Raw genomic sequence first — 24,107 nt, 5'->3', positions numbered from 1 at the left:
TCACACGCCCTCCACGGGACGCCGGCGCAGCCGGTGCAGCTTGTGTTTGAGGTGCAGCCGCCAGGCTGTGTCGTTCTGGCCGATGTGCAGACGGGGGAGGGCGTGCGGGCCCGTCAGGGGGCCGGGGTCGATGGCGCAGGCGTAGGTGTACCCGGCTTCGCGTACGGCGTCGACGGCGCGCCGGTCGACCGAGCCGTACGGGTAGCAGAAGCCGTCGACCGGAGTACCGATCAGCTCCGCCAGCAGTGCCCTGCTGTCGGTGACCTCGGCCTTCAGCGTGGCATCGTCGGCCCGGGTGAGATCGACGTGCGTCAGCCCGTGCGAACCGATCTCCACGCCCGCGGCAGCCACCTGCCGGACGCCGTCGGCGGACAGCAGCGGCTTGCGCGGGCCGAGCGGGTCCCAGGAGTTGACGCCCCCGAGCCGGGCGGGCAGGACGAAGAGGGTGGCACCGCAGTTCCAGTGGCGCAGCGCCGGAAGAGCGTGGGTGAGGAAGTCGGCGTATCCGTCGTCGAAGGTGAGGCCGACCAGGCGCCGCCCACTGCCTCGGGCGCGGGCGGCGAACAGTTCGCGCAGGGACACGCCGCGCAGCCGGCGCCGGCGCAGCCAGGCCAGCTGCCGCTCCAGCCGCTCGGGCGTGACCGTGATGCGGTACGGGTCGTCGGAGCAGTCGTCCACGGAGTGGTACATCGCCACCCACGGGACCGGACGGGGGCGCGCGGCGGGGCGTCTGCCCGTGCCGACGGATTCAACTGGAACGGCCATGCCTCAGCCTCCGCGTGACGGCACCTACGGAATGAAGCGCGGATGTGCGGCCCTGGGTGTCCAGGGCCAGTCCGAGCAGGAGGAAAACGGCGGTCACGGTCAGGCAGCCGACCGCGAAACCCACCACCGGGGACCCCGGCGCGCTTGAGGCGAACGCCCCCGCCGCCGTGGCGACCGCCGCCGCCCGCAGCGGTCTGCCCAGATCGGACAGCACGTGCCGGGTACGGATGGGGACTCCGCGTGGCACGTTGGGCCGCGCGGCTCGACGACGGCGGGCCGCGGTCCAGGTCGAGAAGACGAACGAGCTCGGTCCTGCGGGTTCTCCCGCCGGCCGTGCGCTCTCGTGACGGGTGCGCCCCTTCCGCTCCTGCGCGAGGCCGGCGAGCAGCAGCGCGGCTGTGACGGTGATGCCGGCGGCGTTGGCGGCGGCGATCGCCAACACGCCCCAGGAGTCCACGGTTCCGGCCCCGATCCAGGTGGTCGTGACGACACCCGCGGTCATGGCGCCGATCGGATACCAGGTGGGCCGCCCGGCAGAGAAGTACGTGCGGATCAGTACCCCCACCAGGGTCTGGCCCAGCAGCCCGAGGGCGTACACGCGCAGGACACCCGCGGTCACCACCGTGTCCTGCGCGGTGAACGCGCCCCGTTGGAAAAGGATCGCGATGATCTGCGGCGCGCAGGCGACCACCGTGGCCGCGCCGAAGAGCACCAGGCGGCAAGCCAGTGCCAAGTCCCGCTCCACGCGGGCGCGAGCCCGTTCGGTGTCGCCGTCGGCGAGCGCCTGTGCCACCACCGGAAAGGTGACGGTGCACAGCATCAGCGACAGCGTCATCGGGATCTGGGCCACCTTCTGCGCGTAGTTGAGGTGCGAGATGGCCCCGGCGGGGAGGGTGGAGGCGAGGAAGCGTTCGATCAGGACCTGGGACTGGCGGCACATGGCGAAGAGGAGAACGCTGCTGAGCAGGGCGAGGCTCATCGGGCGTACGTCGACGCTGCCGCCGGAAGCGGCTGGGCGTCGGGTTCTCATCAGACGCAGCAGGGAGGGCAGCTGGGCCGCGACCATCAGGCAGCCCCCCACCGCCACTCCGGCCGCCGCCGATCGCACGCCCCAGCGCTCGCCGAGCAGGAACATCGCGACGATGATGCCGGTGTTGTAGGCCACGTAGATCGTCGCGGGCGCCAGGAAGCGACGGTGCGCCCGCAGAGCCGCGCTGCAGTACCCGGCGAGCCCGAAGCTCAGTACACAGGTCGCCGTCAGCCGGGTGCAGTCGGCGGCGAGGTCAGGTTCGGTCAGGCCGGGTGCCAGAGCCTCGACCAGGTAGGGGGCCCCTACGATGATCAGCGTGGATACCGCGACGAAGCCGAGGGACAGGCGGGGCAGGGTGCTGGCCACGAGGGAGCGAACCGGGTCGCCCGAGACACCCTGGGCGCGCCGGGCCAGGGCCAGGCTGAAAGCCGGGATCATCGCGATGGCCAGGCCGTCCTCGATGAGCAGCGTGGCGGCGAACTCCGGTACGGTCCACGCGACCAGGAAGGCGTCCGTCTCGATGCCCGCTCCGAAGAGCTGGGCCAGTGCCTGATCCCGCACCAGGCCGAGCAGCGCCCCGGCGACCGACAGCGACGCCGTGATCAGAGTGGCCTTCGCGATGAACTTCCCGGTGGCCGCGGAGGAGTCGGTGACGTCCATGTCCTGCGCGGCCGCCCGCGCCGCGGGCACGGCCGCCCCGTCGGTCCCGCAATCGGGCGCACGTGGAGTCTGCGGTGGCGTCACGGGCATCGTGCCACGCTCTCCCGCGCGTTTCCGAGTACCGGAACCAGCGGGGCGGCCTGCGCCTCGCCGTTACCGGCCAGCGCCCACCACGCCACCATCCCGAAGGACACGGCGGTCAGTACGGTGGAGGGGCCGCCGATGTCGGCGTACACGAAGTTGATGAGCTGCCAGGCCAGCAGTCCGCAGGCGACCAGCCCGCAGTCGAGGCCGTGCGGCCCCGACACGCGTGTCCGCACCGTCGCACGCAGCACGCACAGCAGCAGCGCCAGCCAGCTCCCGGCGAACGCCATCAGTCCGAGCAGGCCCTGTTCGCACAGCACCAGCAGATACATGCTGTGCGGGGACAGCAGCGGCTGCCTCCGGTACGCGGCCCCCGCGCCCGAGGTGTCGCTGCCCGACGACAGCGTCGGTGAGGCGTACGCGTCCCGGTACTCGGGGAAGCCCTTCAACCCGACGCCGGTCAGCGGGTGTGCGCGCCAGATGTCGGTCGCGGCCGCCCACATCGCGTACCGGTCGACGACGGACTGGTCGGGGGCGTCGGTGACCTGCGTGATGCTGTCGATCCGCTCCTCCAGCAGCGCCGTGCCGACACCGAGACCGCCCACCAGGACCACGCCCGCCGCGGCTGCGACCGCAGCCACTTTGAGCGCGCGCCGCAGCCCGGCCAGGACCAGCTGCAGCGCGCAGGTCACAGCCGTCGCGATCCACGCGCCCCGGCTGAAGGACAGCGCGAGCGGCAGCAGCAGCGCCAGCGCGCACGCGAGGGCGACTCCCCGTTGTCGTACGGACGTCCGCCCGAGCGCGAGGGCGAGTGCGCACACAAGGCCGATGCCGACCACCGTCGCCATCCCCATCACGTCCTGGGGCCCGAACGTGCCGACGGCCCGGATCTGCTCGCCCTGGAAGGAGGCGCCGGTCCGGGTGACGTACTGGTGCACTCCGACGGCCCCCTGCCAGCCCGCGAGCCCCACGAACGACCAGGCCAGCAGCCGGAAGTCGCCCAGGCCGCGGATCAGCAGCAGGACCGCCGCGGGGACGAGCACGAAGATCTGCAGATACCGGCCCATACCGGCGATCCCGGCCTCGAGCGAGTATGCCCCCATGGCGGCGACGGCCAGCCCGAGGACCGGCAGGCCCAGCACCACGGCGGCCGTACGCGGCAAGGGGCGTCGCCGGTCCCGTACGAGACGGATCGCGCAGAAGAGCACCAGGAACCCGGAGACCGCGTCGGCGGGACCGGGGCCGCCCTCGCTGCTCGGATCGAGCGGCAGCGCCAGCAGGGCGAGCACAGCCACCACGGGCAGGACCGGTGTCAGGACGGTGCCCCGGCGCATGAGCGGCGTCAGTGCGAGGCTCATGGCTCTCAGCTTCCCGTCGGACGCATGAGCGTGGCCGCGGTGCGCAACAGGATGCACACGTCCTGCCACAGCGACCAGTTGTCGATGTAGGAGTTGTCGAACCGGAAGCGGTCCTCGATGGACGTGTCGCCGCGCAGCCCATGGATCTGGGCGAGGCCGGTGATGCCGGTCCGCATACGGTGGCGAGCCGCGTAGCCGGGGTGGGACTCGCTGAACTGTGCGACGAAGTAGGGGCGCTCGGGCCGAGGTCCGACGAGGCTCATGTCGCCCCGGAGCACGTTCCACAGCTGGAGGAGCTCATCGAGCGAGGTGCGCCGCAGCATGCGGCAGAACCCGCGCATCTCGTGCTCGTTCGCCACACTCCACCGGGTCGCCGCCTCGTGCTCGTCGACGGGACGGTGGGTGCGGAACTTCAACAGCGTGAAAGGCTTTCCGTCCTTGCCGATGCGCTCCTGCCGGAACACCACACCCGGCCCGTCGCTGATCCGCAATGTCACCGCGCACAGCAGCAACAGGGGGCTGACCAGCAGCAGCAGCGTCGCCGACACGGCGATGTCGAGCGCCCGCTTGCCCACGCTGCCGCGTGGCGTCGTAGCCCTCTCCAGACGCCGGCAGGAGAACCCGGCCAGTCGGTCCTTCGTCGCGTACGACGGGGAGTCCGCGTCCAGCTCCCAGACCACGCAACCCCGCTCGGCCAGCGCGCTCAGCAGCGGTCCCTGTTCGGCCCGTACGGAGGGGTGGACGGCCAACACCGACCGCACGCTGTTCTGGACGACCGCCCTCTCGACCTCTTCACCGGTCGTCAGAACCGGCAGGCCCTCGGCGTCGTCCTGCCGTTCGGCCACGATCCCCACCGGCCGTACCCCGCACCAGGGGTGCCGCAACACGGCGGCGGCCACGCGCTGCGCGGTCGCCGCCGGGCCGATGACGAGCGCGGTGCGAGGGTTGCGCAGCAGCGCTGCGCGCCACCTAGCGTGCACGGTGCCGCGCAGCGCGCAGCTCGCCGCAGCCTGCACGGCGAAGCCCACCAGGAGGGTGTGCGTGGACAGCGCGTCGTCCGGCCGGTACGCCGCCATCAGTGCGGCGAGCGTCAGCCAGGCCACCGCTGTCCGGCGGCAGATGGCGGGCAGTTCGTCGAGGATGCCCGGCCCCGGCGGGCGCGCGTGGTGCGGGCGCAGCAGCAGCGACACGGCCAGCAGCAAGGCCGATGGGAGCGGGCCGAGCTGACTTCCGGTCAGTGTCAGGGCACCCAGCAGGGCGGCCGTGCCGTCCGCGACGAGCAGGGGCACCGGCGAGGCCGAGCGTGCGGGCCGCCTGTCGGCGGGGGACGGGGGCCTCGGGACGGTGCCGCGCGACGGCATGACCGAGAGGGGTGAGGATCCGTGATCCCGGGGCGGTGTGCCAGGGGAGGGGATGGTGCTGTCCGCGGTCACGACTGGATGGACTCCCTATGCTCCGTGCGTGCGACGCGTGGTGAGGGTCGCGCGCCGATCAGATGGCGGTAGACGTCCGCGACCGCCTCGGTGGTGTGCCGCACGTCGTGCGAGGACAGGACGTACTGGAGCCCCTGGCGGCCGAGCGACGCGCGCAGCAGTGGGTCGGGCAGCAGTTCGGCGACGGCCTCGGCCAGCACCGCCGGGTTCTCGGGCGGGACCAGGCAGCGGGAGGCGAGTGAGGGAGGCAGGCTCTCGCGGGCACCGTCGACGTCTGTGGCCACCACCGGCCGGCCGCAGGCCATCGCCTCCAGCGGGGCCAGCGCCATGCCCTCCCAACGGGACGGCAGAACAACGAGATCTGCGGCCTGGTACCAGGGGACGACGTCGGCGACGTCGCCCGCGAACAGCACGGATTTCGGCGCGCGCGCCCGAAGCCGGTCGCGGTCCGGACCGTCGCCGACCAGGACGAGACACGCGCCGGGCACCCTGCGGGCGACGGTACTCCACGCCCTCAGCAGGACGGCCTGGCCCTTCTGCCGACACAGCCGCCCTACACAGACGACGAGCGGCGCGGCGGGATCGACCTCGCGCAACGGCCTCAGCCCAGCTCGTACGGTACCGACGGGGGCGGGGCGGAAGCGCTGCAGGTCGACACCGTTGGGGATGACGCTCCAGCGCCCGTTGATCCTGGCGCGCACGCCGGTCATGCGCTCCGCCTCGCTCACGCACACCACCTGGGAGGCCCAGCGCGCCCCCCACCGTTCCCACGCCCGCGCGAGCGCCGAGCCGGCCCCGCCGGTGGCCTCGAACGACCAGGCGTGCGGCTGGAACACGGTGGGGATCCTCCCGCGGACGGCGAGCCGCCCGACGAGCCCGGCCTTCGCGCTGTGCGCGTGCACCAGATGTGGGCACACTTCATCGATCACGCGTGCGAGATGTCGTACCTCCCGGACGAGTGACGGACCCGGTGACCGCGTTGCGTGCCAGTGCCGCACGTCCGCGCCCAGTCGCCGGAGCCCTGTGCTGAGCGCACTGTCGGGGCAGGCCACCGTGACGGCCAGGCCGGCCCTGAGCTGTGCCTGTACCAGGTCCGTCACGACGCGGGCGACCCCGCCGTCCACGGGCTGGGTGAGGTGAAGGACTCGCGACCGAGGGCCGGTTGATGACGTGTGCATGCGCGATGTCCTCGCTCACGGTGACGCTCGGGACGGGAAAGAACACGCCTTACCGCTGGGCGTCGACGGCGACGAAGAGCACGCCGGCCCAGATCACGTCCCGCTGGGAAACGACTCGGAAGGCCAGTTGGTCGCCGCCGTGGCGCAGGCCTGCTCCGAGATCGAACACATCGGAGTCGTAGCCGAGCGTGCGGTTGTACGCGGGCACCCGCCTCGGCTCGGACGTTCCCGGTTCGCTGATCGTGGAGTTCAGGACGTCGGCACGGGGATTGGCGGGGTCGGCGAGGGAGGTGACCTCGGTGTGGTGGGGCAGCTGGGCGGAGGACGTGCGGGTGGCCGTGAGGGTGAGAGTGTCGCCGGTCGCGCCATGGTCGCCGTCGTATGTCACCAGGCCCGCTCGGCCGCCCGCGCCCGCCGGGAAACGCATTCCGCGCAGCCGGATCTCCTGCCCCGCACCGGACTTCAGTGCGTCGAAGCCGTCCCAGACGGCGAGGTGCCGCAACGGCTGCTCCGGGTTCTCGTACGCCACCACCAGCGTCCAGCCACCCCACGCGCCGGCCGTGGACCTCCCCATCGCCACGTTGACCTGTGCCACGGTGTACAGACCCGGCCCGCTCTCCCGCACCAGGCTCGTGACGTCCGCCGAGGCCTGGAAGGCATCCGCACCGTGTGCCACACGGTGGCCGACGACCGTGTCCGCGAGGACCTCCTTGTACTCCCCGCCTTGTTCGGCGACCAGCACCCGCCCGTTGTCCTTGGGCGGCTTCTGCTCGCCGACGCGCAGGTTGCCGCCCCAGTACAGCCGTGCGTAGCTGACCCGTGAGCCCTCGGGTACACGGACCTCCGCGCGGGAGGAGTTGTAGGTGTTCGGGTCCTTGTCGACGTCGACGTACATCATGTCGAAGTCGCCGTTCACCCCGGTCCCGCCCTCGCGAGTGGCTGGGCAGGAACGCGCCGTCGACGGCGGGAACGGGTAGTTCGACCGTGGCGTACGGCAGCTGATGGAGACGTTGGCCGCGCGGGCGATCCCGCCGTGCTGGAGGGCGTGGTAGCGCTGGGCGAACGGGAGACGGCCGGCCTCCTGAGACGACGGTGCGACAGGCGCGACCGCCAGGGCACTGGCGGGAGCCCACATCCCGGCGAGAGCGAGGGCGCCCACCGTTGTACGGCGCAGCAGGAGGGCTAGGGAATTGCGCATGACCGGCGTTGCCCTTTCGGGAAGGTGGAGGTGCCAGGGGGACAGCAAGAGGCGATGGGCGTGCTGTAGGGACGCGTCAAGTGCGCAAACTCTAGCCGCTATCGGACATAATCCTGTCAAACGCGACAAGTGTGTCGGATTAGTGAAGTAGGGGGCTTCCCGGGCTCGCTTCCCGCCCCGCAAGGGGAAGCGGCCCCATGGCTTGAAGGTGGCCCCATGGCTTGAAGGTGGCCCCATGCGCGTTCTGCCCGTGCGGCGTATCGCGCCCACCCGACTCCGCGGGCCGGCAGGCCCGGTGACGCGACGAAGGGCGCCCTGGCCGAACCACGTCGGCGTAACGCTGTTCCTTTCCGCTCTTTCTCGTGGCCGTGCCGACTTACGGAGATAAATCCTTCAGGGGTTTCATATGAGTACTCGGCAATCTTCTGCACGCGGGTTTCCGGACCGGTCGGCGCTCGTTGTGCACGACGTCAGAATCCGCCCTGGCTACCCACATTGCCGAAGAAAGGAACTCCATGAAGTCTCTGAAGGCTGCTGTTGTCGTCACCGGGTCCCTGATCATCGCCGGTGCCGCTGCGCCCGCGTTCGCCCAGAACGCCACCGAGGTGGTGCACAAGAGCCTCAACAACGCGGTGAACACGCTCGGCAAGGGCCCCGTCCAGGTGCCGCCGCTGAAGGGGGACGCGCTCGATGCCAAGGAGAAGAAGGAGGCGCTGCTGAGCACGGTGGATCGCACGTCCACCGCCCTGGGCAGCGGCGCTCCGCTGCTGGGCGGTCTGTCGCAGCAGAAGTGAGAACGTCCCCGGCCGCGATGCCCGCCGCGTCTTGATCCGGCGCTTCTGGCATTTCCCGGTGGTTGCTCCGAAGAGGCCGATTCCGCGACGCGCGGTGTCGGCCTCTGCGTTGCCGGGACTGCCCGTCGCGTGGTGTGGCTTCTGCGGCCGGATTCATTTCATAAAGGGTGAGCCTGTACCCGCGATGCTGGAATTCCTTGTTCAGGCGATGTGCGGGGAGTCCGGGGGCTCGTTGGATAAGATGGAGAATTCATGGTGCTGACTTACGAGTTGGGTGCGAAGTTCTGGACGAGGGTCTTGGAGCCCGCATCGTGTGATCACGTTGGCGCGTATGCACCGCTCGGGTGAGGAAACGTCCGAGGCCGGTCGGTGGTCGCCGAGGCCGAGTCCCGGGGAGGCCGTGACCGGATCGTCACTCGCCGTCAACCCCGCGGAGCCCACCGGGCGGAGGCGGGTGCTGCGGGGGTTGTTCGCGGCGGCGGCAGGGGTGGCACTCGCACCGTTCATGGCGGCATCGGGGGCGACCGGGCCGGAGGGGGCATGGTTCCGCGAGACGTATCGCGGACGGCGCATCGCCGGCATCGCAGTCGACGCCGGGCAGTCGGGAGACGACGTCTCCGGCGTATGGCACGTCACTGTGGACGGGCGGCCGCTGCACCTCATGCGTCGCGTCGACGGCGGTTGGATGACCATGGTCGACCACTACCAGTCGTATCCGACGCCACTCGCCGCGGCGCGCGCGGCCGTGGACGAACTCGGCCCCACCGCGCGGTTGGGCGTGTCGGGCGGAACGGGCAGCCGCACGGACGACAGCGGTACGCCGAACGGTGGCCAGACAACCGAGGGGGATCATCGCCATGGTGTACACGCGTAAGGACGTCAGCACGCTCACCCCTGCCGAGCGGCACCGATTCGTCACCGCACTGATCGAGGTCAAACGCCGTGGCGAGTACGACGAGTTCGTCCGCACGCACATCCAGTACTTCCTTCCCGACGGCGAGAACGGCCCGCGCACGGCCCACATGGCGCCCTCCTTCTTGCCCTGGCACCGCAGGTTCGTGCTGGACCTGGAGCGGGCGCTGCGCCGCGTGGACGAGTCGGTGACCGTGCCGTACTGGGACTGGACGCGAGACCGTGCCCCGACGGCCGTGCCGTGGACCGAGGATCTGCTCGGCGGCAACGGGCGGCGTTCCGACCGGCAGGTCATGACCGGCCCCTTCGCCTACCGCCATGGCCAGTGGACCATCAGAGAGGGGATCACCGACACCGAGTACCTCATGCGGGACCTGGGCTTCTCCCGGGACCCGATCGCTCTGCCCACGGCCGGGGATGTGGAGAAGGCCCTCGCGGACCCGGTCTACGACACGGCCCCCTGGAACTCCACGTCCGCCAAAGGGTTCCGCAACAAGCTGGAGGGGTGGGGGCCGGGGCGCGGCGTCGTGTCGTGGCGCAACCACAACCGGGTCCACCGATGGGTCGGCGGCCACATGGTGAGCGGCGCCTCCGTCAACGACCCCGTCTTCTGGATGCACCACGCCTTCGTCGACCTGGTGTGGTCCCGCTGGCAGAGGCGGCACCGGAAGGCCCGCTATCTCCCCGCGAAGCCGCCCGGCCCGGGGGATGCCCAGAGGGGCCGGGTCGTCGCGCGGCACGAGCGGATGCCGCCGTGGGACGTGACCCCGGAGGAACTGGAAGATCACAGCGCGGTCTATGAGTACACGTAGCAGACAGCGACCATCTGCGGGTGGGCCGCCCAGGCCTGACCCCATCGGGCTTCGCACGCGATGCCGGGCATCGGAAGAGCCCTGGCCAGGGCGTCTCGCTGTAATTGCTTCCTGTGATCGGTCCGACACGGACCCGTGTCGCCGTGACTGGAGGCGGCATGCGCGGCGCGGGGCAGGAGGGCGGGCGAGGGGTCTGGCGTGGAGAAATGCGGCGCCCCCGGCAGGACTCGAACCTGCGGCCAAGCGCTTAGAAGGCGCCTGCTCTATCCACTGAGCTACGGGGGCCGGGTGTGGTGGCCTCTGTCGTGGTGCCCGGGTGTGGGCTGATCCGTGACGTTGCCGGGGACAAGGATAGGGCTCCCGAGTCCTTGTCCCTGTTGCTTCGCCTCCGTGGCTCAATGTGGAGGTTCGGTGAAGCGGTCCTGATAATCGCAGGCAGGTACGAATCGTGCACCACTTTTGGCGTCTCGCGCCTCGGGTGTTGTGCACTCGTTATGCCTGCGCCCCTCTCGCCCCCTCCGTCCTGTCGGCGCGCAGGCGAACTTATATGCTTCAGAAAGTCCACAAAATTGGGCATTCTTCACATGTGGTGACCTTGGAAGTACGGCCTCAGCTGCTCGACGCGCTCTCCACCCTGCGCGACCGTGTCGCCGCCGCGCGCTTCCCGCTGCCCCTGGCAGGAGCCCCGCGCGCGCGTGCCAACCGCGACGAACTGCTCGCGCAACTCGACGACTACTTGGTGCCCCGGTTGCGGCAACCCGAAGCGCCGTTGCTGGCCGTGGTCGGGGGATCGACGGGAGCCGGCAAGTCCACTCTCGTCAATTCCCTGGTGGGGCGGAAGGTCAGCGAGGCCGGGGTACTCCGGCCGACGACCCGTACGCCCGTACTGGTCTGTCATCCCGAGGACCATCACTGGTTCAGCGGCATGCGCGTCCTGCCCAACCTCACGCGCGCGTGGGTGCCCCAACAGGAGGCCGGTCAGGATCCGGGCGACGAATCATTTCCGCCGGGCCGGGACGGTGGAAATAACGGCGAGCGCGTACTGCGCATCGAGACCTCCGACAGCCTTCCCCCCGGTCTCGCCCTCCTCGACGCGCCCGACATCGACTGCCTGGTCGCCGACAACCGCGTCCTCGCCGCCGAACTCATCTGCGCCGCCGACATCTGGGTGATGGTCACCACGGCCGCCCGCTACGCCGACGCCGTGCCGTGGCATCTGCTGCGGACCGCGAAGGAAAACCGGGCGACCCTGGTCACCGTGCTCGACCGGGTGCCCCACCAGGTGGTGTCCGAGGTTTCCCGGCAGTACGGGGCGCTGCTGACCAAGGCCGGGCTCGGCGACGTGCCCCGGTTCACCGTGCCCGAACTGCCCGAGTCCGCCTGGGGCGGCGGGCTGTTGCCCGCCACCGCCGTCGCGCCGCTGCGGACCTGGCTCATCCAGCAGACGACCGATCCGGAAGCCCTGCACCAGGCCATGGCTCGCACCGCGTACGGGGTGCTCGACTCCCTGAGGTCCCGGATGCCCGAGCTGGCCAGCGCTGCGGCCCAGCAGTACTCCGCCGCTCTCCGGCTCACCGCGGCCGTCGACACGGCGTACGACAGCGAGCGCGCGCGTGTGAAGGAGCGTTTGCAGTCGGGGGCCGTGCTCGCGGGCGGCGCCCTCAAGCGGTGGCGCAGCTATCCGCTCGACTGCACTGCCCGCGAACTGCTCGACGCCCTTGTCGAAAGCCTGGGCGCGCTGCTGCTGTGCGCCGTCACCGCCGCCGATGAGCGGATCGGCGAGGCCTGGCGTCGCGAACCGGCAGCTGTGGCCGTCGGGCTGACGGGACGTGGGGCGACGGGGGAGAGCGTCGAGCACCGGATCGGGATGACCGTACGACGCTGGCGGCGCGTCCTTGAGGAGTACGCCGAGGAAGAGGTGCGCGACCTCGACCGGAGCATCGCGCCGGAAGCCGAGGTGGTGGCCGCCCTGGTCGCCACGGCCCTGCTGGGCGGCCGACGGGCCCGGGCCGCGGGGGAGGGGCTCGCCGAACGGATCGGGGCGCACGGCGCGCTGCGGCTGCGTGACCGTGGCGGGCGGCTGCTCGCCGAGTACCTCGACCGGGTCCTCGACACCGAGCGCGACCGTCGCCTCGCCCCGCTCGACGCCCTCGACGTACATCCCGAACCACAGGCCGAACTCATCGCCGCCCTGTCCGTACTGCAGAAGGAGAGGTGACCGCCGTGACCGCCGTCACTGACCGCACGGATCAGACCGGAGACGGCGTCCCCGAGATGGGTGACGACAAGAAGGCCGACAAGAAGGCCGAGAAGAAGGCCGACATGAAGGGTGACGATGGCGAAAGCCGCCTCCCTGCGGAGGGTGCTTTCGAAGAGGGGCATCCGAGGAACCCGGAAGGAGGCCCCCCGGGGAGCGCCGAGAGCAAGCGGCCTGCCGAGAACAAGCCCCCCGAGGGAGCCGAAGAGCGCGACGAGGCCGCGAGCCGCCGGAGCCGTGAGAAGCGCCGGATGCGCGACAACGACGTCCACGCGCGCGTGCCCGACAGCGGTGCGTCCGGTGACGACGACGGGTCCAGCGGCACGTCGACCGGCTCAGCCGCCGATCTGTCCGGCGCCCCCTCCGGTCGTACGGAATCCGGTGACCCCTGGGACGACGGGCTCATCGCCCGGCGTGTCAGCGAGACGAGTGCCGCCGAGCGGTTTCTGGCCGTGGAGACCAGGGCTTCGGTCGCGCAGCCGGTCACCCCGCTCGCGTACGACGGGCGCCTGAGGTCGCGGCTCGACGCGCTGCGGGAGCTGGTGGGGCTGTCCCGTACGCGGCTGGACAGCAAGACGCTGGCGGAGGCCGGACGGGTTCTGGACGAGGCGGCGGCACGGCGCAGGCTCTCGGGGCAGCACACGGTCGTCGCCGTCGCGGGCGCCACCGGCAGCGGCAAGTCGACGCTGTTCAACGCGCTCGCCGGCGTGGCGATTTCGGAGACGGGCGTACGCCGGCCCACCACAGCCGCGCCCATCGCGTGCAGTTGGAGCGACGGCGCGGCGACTCTCATCGACCGGCTGGGCATTCCGGGACGGCTGCGGCGGCGGCCGTTGCAGAGCCTCGAGGCGGAGGCGCAGTTGCGCGGTCTCGTGCTGGTGGACCTGCCCGACCACGACTCGGCGGCGGTGCAGCACCGGGAGCAGGTCGACCGGATCCTGGCCCTCGTGGACGCGGTCATCTGGGTCGTCGACCCGGAGAAGTACGCCGATGCCATCCTCCATGAGCGCTATCTGCGGCCCCTGGCCGGCCATGCGGAGGTCATGTTCGTCGTCCTCAACCAGGTGGACCGGCTGCCCGGGGAGGCCGCCCACCAGGTCCTCGACGACCTGCGGCGGCTGCTCGACGAGGACGGGATCGCCCTGGGGGAGTACGGCGAACCGGGCGCCACCGTGCTCGCGCTGTCCGCGCTCACCGGGGACGGGGTGGGGGAACTGCGTGAGGTGCTGGGGCAGTTCGTGGCCGAGCGGGGCGCGCCTGCCCGCCGGGTCCGCGCCGATCTGGACGCGGCCGCCGCGCGGCTGTGGCCGGTGTACGCCAATCAGCGGAGCGCGGGGCTCAGCGAGCAGGCCCGGGACGAGTTCGCCGCGCGGCTCGCTGACGCCGTCGGCGCCACCGCGGCGGGCGAGGCCGCCGAGCGCGCCTGGCTGCGCAACGCCAACCGCGCGTGCGGTACGCCCTGGCTACGGCTGTGGCGGTGGTACCAGGACCGGAGCGAACCCCCCACGGGGCGGCTCGCTCTGGCGGCGCCCGTGGACGAGGAGGCCACCGCCCGACAGCGCGTCGAACAGGCCGTACGCATCCTGTCCGAGCGCGCCGCGACGGGGCTGCCTGTGCCCTGGGCCCAGGCGGTGCGCGAGGCGGCCGTTCGCGGGGCGCAGGGGCTGCCCGAGGCGCTGGACGAGTTGGCCGTGCGGGCCGGGGCGCCGACGGGGCGGCCACCGCGGCCCGGCTGGTGGCCCGTCGCCGTGCTCGCGCAGGCGGCCATGACCGTCCTTCAAGTCCTCGGTGGACTGTGGCTGTTGGGGCAGATCATCGGGTTCATGGCGCCGAACCTCGGGGTGCCGGTACTGCTGATGGTGATCGGCATCGTCGGCGGTCCGGCCGTCGAGTGGGGGTGCCGGCTGGCGGCACGCGGGCCCGCACGGCGTTACGGCTGCGAAGCGGAGCGGCGGCTGCGTGAGGCGGCCGCCGGGTGCGGCCGGGCGCGGGTGCTGGATCCGGTGGCGGCCGAGCTGCTGCGGTACCGGGAGGTGCGGGAGCAGTACGGGCGGGTGCTGGGAGCGGCACCGGTGGGATGATCGGCGTCGCTCGTGTGGACAGTTCACCCCGTCGGGTGACGGAGTTTTCCACAACCGGCGGGTAGCGCACAGGGCTCAGCGGGCTCGGCCCGACGGCGGCAGTCTGAACACGCGGCAATCACAACACCGCCGCACGACAGACGCAGCAGCCGTACGGGGCGGGCCCGTACGCGTGTCCGGCCGGCGCCGGAGTCGGTGCCGGCGTGAAGGAGGGGTTCGCGAGATGAACGAGACGATGGTGTGCGTGGTGGGGAACGTGGCGACCCAGCCGGTCTGCCGGGAGTTGTCGACGGGTTCGTCGGCCCGGTTCCGGCTGGCGGTGACCTCGCGGTACTGGGACCGGGAGAAGAGCGAGTGGACCGACGGGCACACCAACTTCTTCACGGTGTGGGCCAGGCGCACGCTCGCCGCGAACGTGGCGTCCTCGGTGGCGCTGGGTGATCCGGTCGTGGTGCAGGGGCGGTTGAAGGTGCGCACCGAGCAGCGGGACGGGCAGAGCTGGGTCTCGGCGGACGTCGACGCGGTCACGATCGGCCACGACCTGTCGCGTGGCACATCGGCGTTCCGGCGGACACCCCGGGGTGAAACGGCGGTGACGGGCCAGTCCCAGCCGGAGCCGAACTGGGAGACCCCGCCGCCCGGGAGTGGGATGGACGCCGTATCCGAACTCCGGCCGGAGCCAGCCGGGGTGACCTGACATCAGGTCGAGGGTGCACGCCCGATAACCAACGCCCTGGCTGAACTGTGGCTTATCGACGAATGCGTTGCGATCGGTCCTCGTACATGTTCCATCGATTTGTCGATAAGCGCTGTTCGCGAGCTGTGCAACCGATAACGATTCCGATTCGGATCGGTAGTCCGACGATACGACTGGGAAGAGTGGTGCGCCGCATCCCTAGGATGCCGGGCATAGCTCACGGGGCTTCTGATTCTGCTGGTGGGACCACAACCCCCCACGTCAACGGGTCCTGCTCGAAGGGAAATTCTGTGGTTTCTTCGTTCTCGGCGTCGTTCGCCGTGTGGTCGGGGTGCTCCGCGCGCAGGCGAGGGGCGGCCCGCCTCGCCGCCGTGTCCCTCGCGTCCGGACTCGTCGTCGCGGGTGCGATCGTCACCGCGAGCCCGGCCGCCGCCGACGAGACGGCGCTGAGTTCGGGCGGAGCGACCGCGACGATAGGCGGCCTCAAGACGTACGGGACGGCCGTGCTCCGTACCGACGACGGCCAGGAACAGCAACTCCCCGCAGGACTGTTCGAGATGTTCGTCGACGGCGGCGGCACCTTGCAGACCTACTGCGTCGACGTCCAGAACCCGACGCAGAAGGACGCCAAGTACCAGGAGACGCCCTGGAGCGGCACCTCGCTGGGCGCCAACGAGGACGCGGGCAGGATCCGCTGGATCCTCCAGAACTCCTACCCGCAGGTGAACGACCTCGCCGCACTCTCCGGCAAGGCCGACGCCAAGGGCCTCACCGAGCAGGACGCGGCGACCGGTACGCAGGTGGCGATCTGGCGGTACTCGGACGGGGCCGATGTGACGGCTCTGGACCCGGAGGCGGAGAAACTCGCGGACTATCTGGAGAAGAGCGCGCGGAATCTGGCGGAGCCGGCCGCCTCGCTGACCCTCGACCCGTCGGCGGTCTCAGGCCGGGCGGGCGAGCGGCTCGGCCCGGTCACGGTGCACACCAACGCGGACGGCGTGACCGTGACCCCGCCCTCGGACGGGACGGCGGACGGCGTGCAGGTCGTCGACGCGGACGGCGAGGCCGTGACCTCGGCCGGTGACGGCAGCGAGTTGTACTTCGAGGTGCCCGAGGACACCGCGGACGGGTCGGCCGAACTGATCGTGCAGGCCTCGACCACTGTGCCGGTCGGCCGTGCCTTCGCCTCCGAGACCCGCAGCCAGACCCAGATCCTCGCGGGCTCCAGCGAGTCCACGGTCTCCGCGACGGCGACCGCGCACTGGGCCGAGAAGGGTGCGATACCCGCGCTGTCCGCCGAGAAGAACTGCGCCGAGGGCGGCCTGGACATCACTGCCGCCAACCAGGGCGACCAGCCTTTCACCTTCGAGCTGATGGGGATCACGTACACCATCGACACGGGCGAGACCCGGACGGTGACGATCCCGCTGCAGGAGGAGCAGGCGTACGACTTCACGATCAAGGGGCCGAACGGCTTCGCGAAGCAGTTCCGGGGCGTGCTCGACTGCCGGACGGAGACCGAGGCCGGTGCGAGCGGGGACTCGGTCCAGACGCTGAGCGAGCCGAGCCCGGCGACGGTGGGCGGCAACGCGGCCACCGACTCCGGCACCGACCTCGCCGAGACCGGCAGCTCCGGCGCCACCCCGGTGATCGGGGGCATCGCCATCGGCCTGGTCGTGATCGGCGGCGCGGTGATGATCCTCATCCGCAAGCGGAATCCGTGAAAAGGAGACCGTCGAGAGATCCGCGAATCGGGCCCGTGAGAGACCGCGGAGAGATCCGCGAAACGGGCCCGTGAGAGAAAGAGCTCCTTGGCAACTCAACAGTGAGTGACCGCGCGGTGACACGTGCGTGCGATGCGGCCCCGGTACGCCCCCAAGGCGCCGGGGTCGTGTCGCTCGTCCGAGGGGGTTCACCATCCGGTTTCCGTCCAGGGCTGGCCGTGCGGCAAGATGGGTGGTACTGCCCACTGCCAGATTTCAAGTTGCCGGACGGTTTCTCTTGGCTGAGTACATCTACACGATGCGCAAGACACGCAAGGCGCACGGCGACAAGGTGATCCTTGACGACGTCACGCTGAGCTTCCTGCCCGGCGCGAAGATCGGTGTGGTCGGTCCGAACGGTGCCGGTAAGTCCACCGTTCTCAAGATCATGGCGGGCCTCGAGCAGCCCTCCAACGGTGACGCGTTCCTGTCGCCCGGCTACACCGTCGGCATGCTCCTGCAGGAGCCGCCGCTGGACGAGTCCAAGACGGTTCTGCAGAACGTGCAGGACGGCGCCGCCGAGATCATGGGCAAGCTCAGGCGCTTCAACGAGGTCGCGGAGCTCATGGCGACCGACTACTCGGACGCGCTCCTGGACGAGATGGGCAAGCTTCAGGAGGACCTGGACCACGCGAACGCGTGGGACCTGGACACCCAGCTGGAGCAGGCCATGGACGCCCTCGGCTGCCCGCCCGGCGACTGGCCCGTAACCAACCTGTCCGGTGGTGAGCGCCGCCGCGTCGCGCTGTGCAAGCTGCTGCTCGAAGCCCCGGACCTGCTGCTGCTCGACGAGCCCACCAACCACCTGGACGCCGAGTCCGTGCAGTGGCTGGAGCAGCACCTCGCGAAGTACCCCGGCACCGTCGTCGCCGTCACCCACGACCGGTACTTCCTCGACAACGTCGCGGGCTGGATCCTGGAGCTCGACCGAGGCCGCGCGATCGGCTACGAGGGCAACTACTCCACGTACCTGGAGAGCAAGCAGTCCCGTCTCAAGGTCGAGGGCCAGAAGGACGCCAAGCGCGCCAAGCGGCTCAAGGAAGAGCTGGAGTGGGTCCGCTCCAACGCCAAGGGCCGCCAGGCCAAGTCCAAGGCCCGTCTCGCCCGCTACGAGGAGATGGCGGCCGAGGCCGACAAGATGCGGAAGCTGGACTTCGAGGAGATCCAGATCCCGCCGGGCCCGCGCCTGGGCAGTGTGGTCGTCGAGGTCAACAACCTCAGCAAGGCCTTCGGCGAGAAGGTTCTGATCGACGACCTCTCCTTCACGCTGCCGCGCAACGGCATCGTGGGCATCATCGGCCCGAACGGCGCCGGCAAGACGACCCTCTTCAAGATGATCCAGGGTTTCGAGGAGCCCGACTCCGGTTCGATCAAGGTCGGCGACACCGTCAAGATCTCCTACGTCGACCAGAGCCGCGAGAACATCGACCCCAAGAAGACGCTGTGGGCCGTCGTCTCCGACGAACTGGACTACATCAACGTCGGCCAGGTCGAGATGCCCTCCCGCGCCTACGTCTCCGCGTTCGGCTTCAAGGGCCCGGACCAGCAGAAGCCGGCCGGGGTGCTCTCCGGCGGTGAGCGCAACCGCCTCAACCTGGCGCTCACCCTCAAGCTGGGCGGCAACCTGCTGCTCCTCGACGAGCCGACCAACGACCTCGACGTCGAGACCCTGTCGTCGCTGGAGAACGCGCTGCTGGAGTTCCCGGGCTGCGCCGTGGTCGTCTCCCACGACCGCTGGTTCCTGGACCGGGTGGCGACGCACATCCTCGCCTACGAGGGCGAGTCCAAGTGGTTCTGGTTCGAGGGCAACTTCGAGTCGTACGAGAAGAACAAGATCGAGCGACTCGGTGCCGACGCCGCCCGTCCGCACCGCGCCACCTACAAGAAGCTGACCCGGGGCTGATCGACCTTGCGGCACATCTACCGCTGCCCACTGCGCTGGGCGGACATGGACGCGTACGGCCACGTCAACAACGTGGTCTTCCTCCGCTATCTGGAGGAAGCCCGTATCGACTTCCTGTTCCGCCCGGAGAAGAACTTCAAGCAGGGGTCCGTGGTGGCGCGCCATGAGATCGACTACAAGCGGCAGCTGGTGCACCGGCACAAGCCGGTGGACATCGAGTTGTGGGTCACGGAGATAAGAGCGGCGTCGTTCACGATCACGTACGAGGTCAAGGACCCCGAGCAGGTCTACGTCCGGGCCTCGACGGTGATAGTGCCGTTCGACTTCGCGACCCAGCGGCCCCGCCGGATCACCGCCGAGGAACGCGAGTTCCTGGAGGAGTACAGAGATGACGAGGAGGAGGCCGTCGCGGCATGACGGTGCTCCACCTCGCTGACGAGGGGGAGGCGGCGGATCTCGCGGCCTTCCTCTCCCGGCTGCTTCACTACGACCGTGGAGCAGCGGTGCGCCTCCAGGCGGTCGGCACCGCACTGGCCGTCTTCGGCCGGCCACCGTCCTTCGAGGTCCTGGCGATCCGGGCCGTGCGCCTCGCCAAGCCGTACGAGAGCGGGCTCGACGTCACGCTCGACGTGACCGTGTCGGCCGGTGAACTCCTCGAGTCCATCGACGAGTCCGGGGATACGGCGGTTGTCCCGGCGGCGGTGACCGGGCCGCCGTGGGCCGGGGTGCTTCCCCCACGCGGTGGCTGGCGGCCGGAGGCGGGGCTGCCCGCGCCGGACGCGTTGCGGGCGATGGTCTCCGTGGCGGTGCGCGAGTTCCGGTCCCGTACCGAGGAGTTGGGGCCCGAGCGGCGGACGCGGGCCGAGCTCGACCGGATCGGGCGGGAGATCTGGTCCCGGACGGTCGGGGACACGCATCTGCCGGTGCGGGCCGTGCACGCGGCCCAGTCGCTCGGCTTCCTCCGTCCCGCGCGGACGACCGGCGCGCCCGACGTGGCGTCGCTCGGACTGTTCTCGTCGGGCGCGTGGCTCAGGCTGCGCACGCCGTACGGGTCGATCGCCGTACGCCGGGCGGGACTTGGGACGTTGGGCGTCAGCGTTCGCTGAGTTGTCCCTTCAGCGGCGGGCTTCGCTGGACCAGGGTCCGGATGACGGCCGTGAGGGCGCAGCCGACGCAGCCCATGACCGTGGTGAATGCGCTCCAGGTGCGCAGGCCGCTCGCCATGTCCAGGCCGGCGAGCCTGGTGAACACCCAGTGGCCCGCGTCGTTGATGTGCCGGACGGCGAGACCGCCCGCGCCCATCGCCAGGGTGACCAGGGAGAGTCGGCCGGTAACCGCGCCCTCGACTAAGACGTCCGCGACACCGTGGCGCAGCACCGATACGTGCCCCGGCCCTGCGCATGACCGCCCAAGGGCAGCTCGATATGATCCAGGGCACAGTGGCCCCGTGCATGACCGACATCGTGCGGGCGGTGGACGTGCCGAACGCCGGGCTCTGGCTCGTCGTGGAGGGTTTCGGTCACGCTTGCCCCTCAGGCCCTGACCACGCACTCGGTCGGCAGTGACGTGCCGGATGGTCCGGGGTTCGGGGCAGCGGACCTGGGCGGTGGGCGATCCCGTGGTCGCGGGTGAAGTGGTTGGTCTCCAACGCCGATCCGGTCATGCGGTGCAGCCAGAACCCGTACGCCACCGACTCCATCTGCCCCTCCGTCTGTACAGCAGCCACCGCACCGCGCCCCGTGATCGCACCGGGCCGTACGCACCTGCTCCCCCAGTCCCTCCGCCGGCGGCACCCGGAGCCGGCCGGCGAGGCCCGACGAACAGGCGCAGCGCCGCCGTCCGCGCCGGCCTCAACTCCACAAGCCGCGCCTTTGGAGCCGGTTCCTCGGGGCGGTCTCGGGGCGGGGCAGGACGGGAGCGGGCGTAGAGCAGGAGGTCGTGGCGCTCCCACCCGCGTCCTGACACGGTCCTGCCCAACCCGAGGCCATGGCCATACTCGCCTCCTGCCCACAGATCGTGGAGGCACCGCTCGCCTTGGGGGCAGTGAGGGTGTAGGGCACGGTTGCCGTGCTGCGTAAGTGGTGTCGGACCCCGTGTCCGCTCAGCCTGGGGCGTTCACCATCGAGGCCGCCGCGTAGGTGAGGTAGTTCCACAGTGTGTGCTCGTGTTCCTCGGAGAGGCCGAGCTCATCGACGGCGTCGCGCATGTGCTTCAGCCAGGCGTCGTGGGCGGCGCGGTCGACGGTGAAGGGGACGTGGCGCATGCGGAGTCGCGGATGGCCGCGGTTCTCGCTGTACGTGGTGGGGCCACCCCAGTACTGGATCAGGAACAGCGTGAGACGGTCCTCGGCCGGGCCCAGGTCCTCCTCGGGGTACATCGGCCGCAGGATGGGATCCTCGGCGACACCCTCGTAGAAACGGCGCACGAGACGCCGGAAGGTCTCCTCGCCACCGACCTGCTCGTAGAAGGTCTGCTCCTGAAGCGTGCCGCGCCGAATCTCTTTCACGTCCCCCATGGTCTCAGACGCGGCGGCGGAGGACTTGAGGCTTAGGACCATCCAAGAGGCGGCTGACAGGCGGTCGGCGGCCGGGCCGAGGGCCGATCGGGAGTCGCACTTCGGGTGAAGGGTGCGGACCGGTTGATTCCGGGCCGATCCGCCGTGGTGCTCGCCTCTGGAGGCGTCGGGCCGCACAGTGGAGGTATGGGCACGCACGCTGTGGACCACGACCTTGAACGCCTCGCCGCCGAGGCCCGGTCGGCGCTGGTGCGCGAGATCGATGCGAGCGGGGCGTGGGACGCCGACCCGGAGTGGCGGAAGGCGTTCGAGAGCGTTCCCCGGCACCTCTTCGTGCCGTACTACTACGTAGGCGCCGTGGGCGGCTACGAACGGCTGTGGGGCGAGGAGCGCGACCCCCGGCGGCGTGACCGCTGGGTGCGGGGTGCGTACGCCGACGCCCCGCTCGCCACTCGAGTGCGCGACGGGGAGCTGATCTCCTCCAGCAGCCAGCCGTCGCTGATGGCGAAGATGCTGGCCGAGCTGGAGGTGGAGGACGGCGACCGGGTGCTGGAGATCGGCGCCGGCACCGGCTACAACGCCGCCCTGCTCGCGCACCGGCTCGGGGACGACCTGGTCACGACCGTCGATCTGGACGCCGACATCACGGAGGCGGCGCGCAGGCATCTGGACGCCGCCGGATACCACCCGACCGTCGTCACCGGGGACGGGGCGCGCGGGGTGCCGGAGCGGGCGCCGTACGACCGGATCATCGCGACCTGCACGTTGCACTCGATCCCGCGCGCCTGGCTCGCCCAGTGCGCCCCCGGCGCACGCATCCTGACGCCGCTGGCCACGGGGCTGGTACGGCTGTGGGTCGAGGACACCGAGCATGCCGAAGGGCGCTTCCTGCACACGTCCGCGTACTTCGTGCCGTTGCGCGGGGGAAGTGAGCCGGAGACGGTGCATCCGCATTTGGGCGGGCTGCCGCGCAGGGCCAGGGACCACGAGCTCTTCCGGTTCCTGCTGGCCCTCACGGCGAGCAGCCTCGACCCGCACGAGGCCCTCGCCCTGTGGCAGCGCGAGGGCATGCCGTCCCGAGAGCGCTACGGCATCACCGTCCGCGGCGACCACGCCTGGGCGTGGCTGGACGAGCCGGAGGGGCCGTACGCCTGGCCTCTCCCGAGCTGAGGACGCGCGCGCCCCGGAGCGATCGGAGCATCGGCGCCTCGGAGGAACCTGGGGGCAATGGATCAGGGCCGACTGAAGTCGCTCGGTCGGCCCTGATCGTTTGGCTGTCGCGGGCGGGTCAGCCCCGGCGGATCGTGATCGTCGTCCACGCGCCCACGTGTACCCGGTCCCCGTCCTGGAGGGGGACCGGGACGAAGGGCTGGATGGGCTCCTCGGAACCGTTGACGGTGGTTCCGTTCGTGGAGTTCTGGTCGACGACCGCCCAGCTGCCGTCGGGCTGCTGCACCAGCACCGCGTGCTGGTGGGAGACGCCCGGGTCCTCCGGCGGCACCGAGAGATCGATGTCGGGGGTGTCGCCGGTGGAGTGGCGACGGCGCCCGATGGTGATCTGGTTGCCGGTGAGGGCGCGCCGCTGCTCGGGGGAGTACGCGGGCAGGTTCAGGCCCGCGGCCTCGGGGCCCGAGCGCTGCATCATCGCCATGAAGTAGTCGCGGTCCGGGCCGATGGTCGCGCTCCAGGTCGTCGGCGCCTGCGGGTACGCGGGGCCGGGCGGGGCCTGGGTGGCACCGGGCTGCGGGTAGCCGTAGCCGCCGGGGCGAGCACCCGCAGCAGGACCACCGGGGCCGCCAGGCCCACCGGATCCGCCGGGACCGGTCGACGACGGCGGGGAGATCACCCAGTCGTCGTCACCCCCGAAGGAGGGGCCACCACCGGGACCCTGACCACCGGGATTCTGACCACCCGGTCCACCGGGGCCGCCGGGTCCCCCGGGCTGCGGTCGCCGGGTCTCCTGCGGGAAGGCGGGCGGAGCCGACGGCCCCGCCTGCTGGAACGCCTGCGGCGCCCCACCGGGACCTTGACCACCGGGACCTTGACCACCTGGGCCGCCAGGCCCGGGTCCGCCGGGGAAACCAGGCCCACCAGGCCCACCCGGACCACCAGGACCACCGAGCCCACCCGGCGTAGGCCCGGGCGGCGGCGGAACCGGTCGGGAAGGGTCGCCGCCGAAGCCCGAAGGCCCGGGTCGCGAAGGGTCCCCGCCGAAGCCCGAGGGCCCGGGTCGCGAAGGGTCCCCGCCGAAGCCCGAGGGCCCAGGTCGCGAAGGATCCCCGCCGAACGCGGACGGACCGGGCTGACCAGGCTGGCCGGGCTGCCCCGGACCAGGCTGCCCGGGCCGGCCCGAAGGCCCGCCGCCGAACCCCGAGGCACCCCCCGGCCCCGACGGGCCACCGGGACGGCCGGGTCCACCAGGACCACCGTGACCGCCGGGCCCGCCGAACCCACCGTTTCCGCCCGGACCTCCAGGTCCACCCGGACCCGACGGCTCCCCGCCGAAGGGCGGGATCGGCTCGGCGGGACGGTTCACCTGCGAGGGGCGGGAGCTCTGGTAGTCGTACCCGTCACCGCCGCCGAAGGACGGCGGAGGCTGCTGCTGACAGCGGAGCGCCGGATTCCCCCCGGCGCCGGGACCGGGGCCAGGGCCGCCAGGGCCCGGCC

Annotated in this window: 21 protein-coding genes and 1 tRNA gene; 11 read left to right on the top strand and 11 right to left on the bottom strand. The window is 71.1% G+C overall.

Annotation, left to right across the window (positions count from 1 at the left end; all coding sequences use genetic code 11):
* The 6 genes from ACFU53_RS25580 to ACFU53_RS25555 are packed head-to-tail and all read right to left on the bottom strand — an operon-like array spanning nt 1 to nt 7,706.
* Nucleotides 1-765, bottom strand: a complete 765-nt coding sequence (locus ACFU53_RS25580; protein WP_383996758.1) for a polysaccharide deacetylase family protein — start codon at nt 763-765, stop codon at nt 1-3.
* The gene (locus ACFU53_RS25575; protein ID WP_383996755.1) at nt 749-2,545 is read right to left on the bottom strand and encodes a lipid II flippase MurJ; all 1,797 of its coding nucleotides are present in this window, start codon (nt 2,543-2,545) and stop codon (nt 749-751) included. The genes ACFU53_RS25580 and ACFU53_RS25575 overlap by 17 nt, the downstream gene beginning before the upstream one ends.
* The gene (locus tag ACFU53_RS25570) at nt 2,536-3,897 is read right to left on the bottom strand and encodes an O-antigen ligase family protein (protein WP_383996752.1); all 1,362 of its coding nucleotides are present in this window, start codon (nt 3,895-3,897) and stop codon (nt 2,536-2,538) included. Before ACFU53_RS25570 ends, ACFU53_RS25575 begins: the two co-directional genes overlap by 10 nt.
* Nucleotides 3,898-3,902: 5 nt before the next feature.
* Nucleotides 3,903-5,330: an exopolysaccharide biosynthesis polyprenyl glycosylphosphotransferase gene (locus ACFU53_RS25565; RefSeq protein ID WP_383996749.1), complete on the bottom strand. Its 1,428-nt coding sequence runs from the start codon at nt 5,328-5,330 to the stop codon at nt 3,903-3,905.
* Nucleotides 5,327-6,508, bottom strand: coding sequence for a glycosyltransferase (locus tag ACFU53_RS25560; protein WP_383996747.1), 1,182 nt, complete (start codon nt 6,506-6,508; stop codon nt 5,327-5,329). Before ACFU53_RS25560 ends, ACFU53_RS25565 begins: the two co-directional genes overlap by 4 nt.
* A 49-nt stretch (nt 6,509-6,557) precedes the next feature.
* Entirely contained in the window at nt 6,558-7,706 is a 1,149-nt protein-coding gene (locus ACFU53_RS25555) for a DUF3344 domain-containing protein (protein ID WP_383996744.1), read from the bottom strand.
* 515 nt (nt 7,707-8,221) lie between these two features.
* Here ACFU53_RS25555 and ACFU53_RS25550 point away from each other — a divergent pair.
* The 3 genes from ACFU53_RS25550 to ACFU53_RS25540 all read left to right on the top strand — a co-directional run bounded on the left by ACFU53_RS25550 (nt 8,222) and on the right by ACFU53_RS25540 (nt 10,224).
* Nucleotides 8,222-8,500 (top strand): hypothetical protein, encoded by a 279-nt coding sequence (locus ACFU53_RS25550; RefSeq protein ID WP_383996741.1) that lies wholly within the window; start codon nt 8,222-8,224, stop codon nt 8,498-8,500.
* 400 nt (nt 8,501-8,900) lie between these two features.
* Nucleotides 8,901-9,374, top strand: coding sequence for a tyrosinase family oxidase copper chaperone (locus ACFU53_RS25545; protein ID WP_383996739.1), 474 nt, complete (start codon nt 8,901-8,903; stop codon nt 9,372-9,374).
* Complete coding sequence (locus ACFU53_RS25540; protein WP_383996736.1) at nt 9,358-10,224, top strand: tyrosinase family protein; 867 nt, start codon at nt 9,358-9,360, stop codon at nt 10,222-10,224. The genes ACFU53_RS25545 and ACFU53_RS25540 overlap by 17 nt, the downstream gene beginning before the upstream one ends.
* A 212-nt stretch (nt 10,225-10,436) precedes the next feature.
* On the opposite strand, the gene ACFU53_RS25535 is transcribed toward ACFU53_RS25540, so the two are convergent.
* Nucleotides 10,437-10,509: transfer RNA gene (locus ACFU53_RS25535), tRNA-Arg, on the bottom strand.
* Between the two features lie 301 nt (nt 10,510-10,810).
* Between ACFU53_RS25535 and ACFU53_RS25530 the strand changes: the two genes are divergently transcribed.
* From ACFU53_RS25530 to ACFU53_RS25500, 7 genes are all read left to right on the top strand, one after another.
* A complete protein-coding gene (locus ACFU53_RS25530; protein WP_383996733.1) occupies nt 10,811-12,442 on the top strand; it encodes a dynamin family protein in 1,632 nt (543 codons plus the stop codon).
* A 290-nt stretch (nt 12,443-12,732) separates the two neighbouring features.
* On the top strand, nt 12,733-14,562 hold the full coding sequence (locus tag ACFU53_RS25525) for a GTPase (protein WP_383996791.1): 1,830 nt from the start codon (nt 12,733-12,735) through the stop codon (nt 14,560-14,562).
* A gap of 223 nt (nt 14,563-14,785) precedes the next feature.
* Entirely contained in the window at nt 14,786-15,259 is a 474-nt protein-coding gene (locus ACFU53_RS25520; protein ID WP_383996730.1) for a single-stranded DNA-binding protein, read from the top strand.
* A gap of 290 nt (nt 15,260-15,549) precedes the next feature.
* Nucleotides 15,550-16,983 (top strand): Cys-Gln thioester bond-forming surface protein, encoded by a 1,434-nt coding sequence (locus ACFU53_RS25515; RefSeq protein ID WP_383996727.1) that lies wholly within the window; start codon nt 15,550-15,552, stop codon nt 16,981-16,983.
* 277 nt (nt 16,984-17,260) lie between these two features.
* Nucleotides 17,261-18,925 carry an energy-dependent translational throttle protein EttA gene (gene ettA / locus ACFU53_RS25510; RefSeq protein WP_383996724.1) on the top strand — a complete coding sequence of 555 codons (1,665 nt, stop codon included), beginning with the start codon at nt 17,261-17,263 and terminating at the stop codon, nt 18,923-18,925.
* 6 nt (nt 18,926-18,931) lie between these two features.
* Complete coding sequence (locus ACFU53_RS25505) at nt 18,932-19,342, top strand: acyl-CoA thioesterase (protein WP_383996721.1); 411 nt, start codon at nt 18,932-18,934, stop codon at nt 19,340-19,342.
* Nucleotides 19,339-20,031, top strand: a complete 693-nt coding sequence (locus ACFU53_RS25500) for a hypothetical protein (protein ID WP_383996718.1) — start codon at nt 19,339-19,341, stop codon at nt 20,029-20,031. Before ACFU53_RS25505 ends, ACFU53_RS25500 begins: the two co-directional genes overlap by 4 nt.
* Here the strand turns inward: ACFU53_RS25500 and ACFU53_RS25495 are convergent.
* The 3 genes from ACFU53_RS25495 to ACFU53_RS25485 form a co-directional block, all read right to left on the bottom strand.
* Nucleotides 20,018-20,302 carry a hypothetical protein gene (locus ACFU53_RS25495; protein ID WP_383996715.1) on the bottom strand — a complete coding sequence of 95 codons (285 nt, stop codon included), beginning with the start codon at nt 20,300-20,302 and terminating at the stop codon, nt 20,018-20,020. The two genes, ACFU53_RS25500 and ACFU53_RS25495, sit on opposite strands and share 14 nt — an antisense overlap.
* Nucleotides 20,303-20,444: 142 nt before the next feature.
* A complete protein-coding gene (locus tag ACFU53_RS25490) occupies nt 20,445-20,588 on the bottom strand; it encodes a hypothetical protein (protein WP_383996787.1) in 144 nt (47 codons plus the stop codon).
* A gap of 438 nt (nt 20,589-21,026) precedes the next feature.
* Nucleotides 21,027-21,440 (bottom strand): globin, encoded by a 414-nt coding sequence (locus ACFU53_RS25485; protein ID WP_383996713.1) that lies wholly within the window; start codon nt 21,438-21,440, stop codon nt 21,027-21,029.
* A 186-nt stretch (nt 21,441-21,626) separates the two neighbouring features.
* On the opposite strand from ACFU53_RS25485, the gene ACFU53_RS25480 reads away from it, so the two are divergent.
* Nucleotides 21,627-22,610 (top strand): methyltransferase domain-containing protein, encoded by a 984-nt coding sequence (locus ACFU53_RS25480; RefSeq protein ID WP_383996710.1) that lies wholly within the window; start codon nt 21,627-21,629, stop codon nt 22,608-22,610.
* Nucleotides 22,611-22,728: 118 nt separating this feature from the next.
* Here the strand turns inward: ACFU53_RS25480 and ACFU53_RS25475 are convergent.
* On the bottom strand, nt 22,729-24,107 hold a 1,379-nt coding region (locus ACFU53_RS25475), incomplete at its 5' end, for an FHA domain-containing protein (protein WP_383996707.1).

Origin of the sequence: Streptomyces sp. NPDC057474, assembly GCF_042802555.1 — a bacterium.
Lineage (GTDB): Bacteria > Actinomycetota > Actinomycetes > Streptomycetales > Streptomycetaceae > Streptomyces.
Note: the sequence above shows the minus strand (reverse complement) of the source record. Positions and strands in the feature narration are given on the sequence as shown.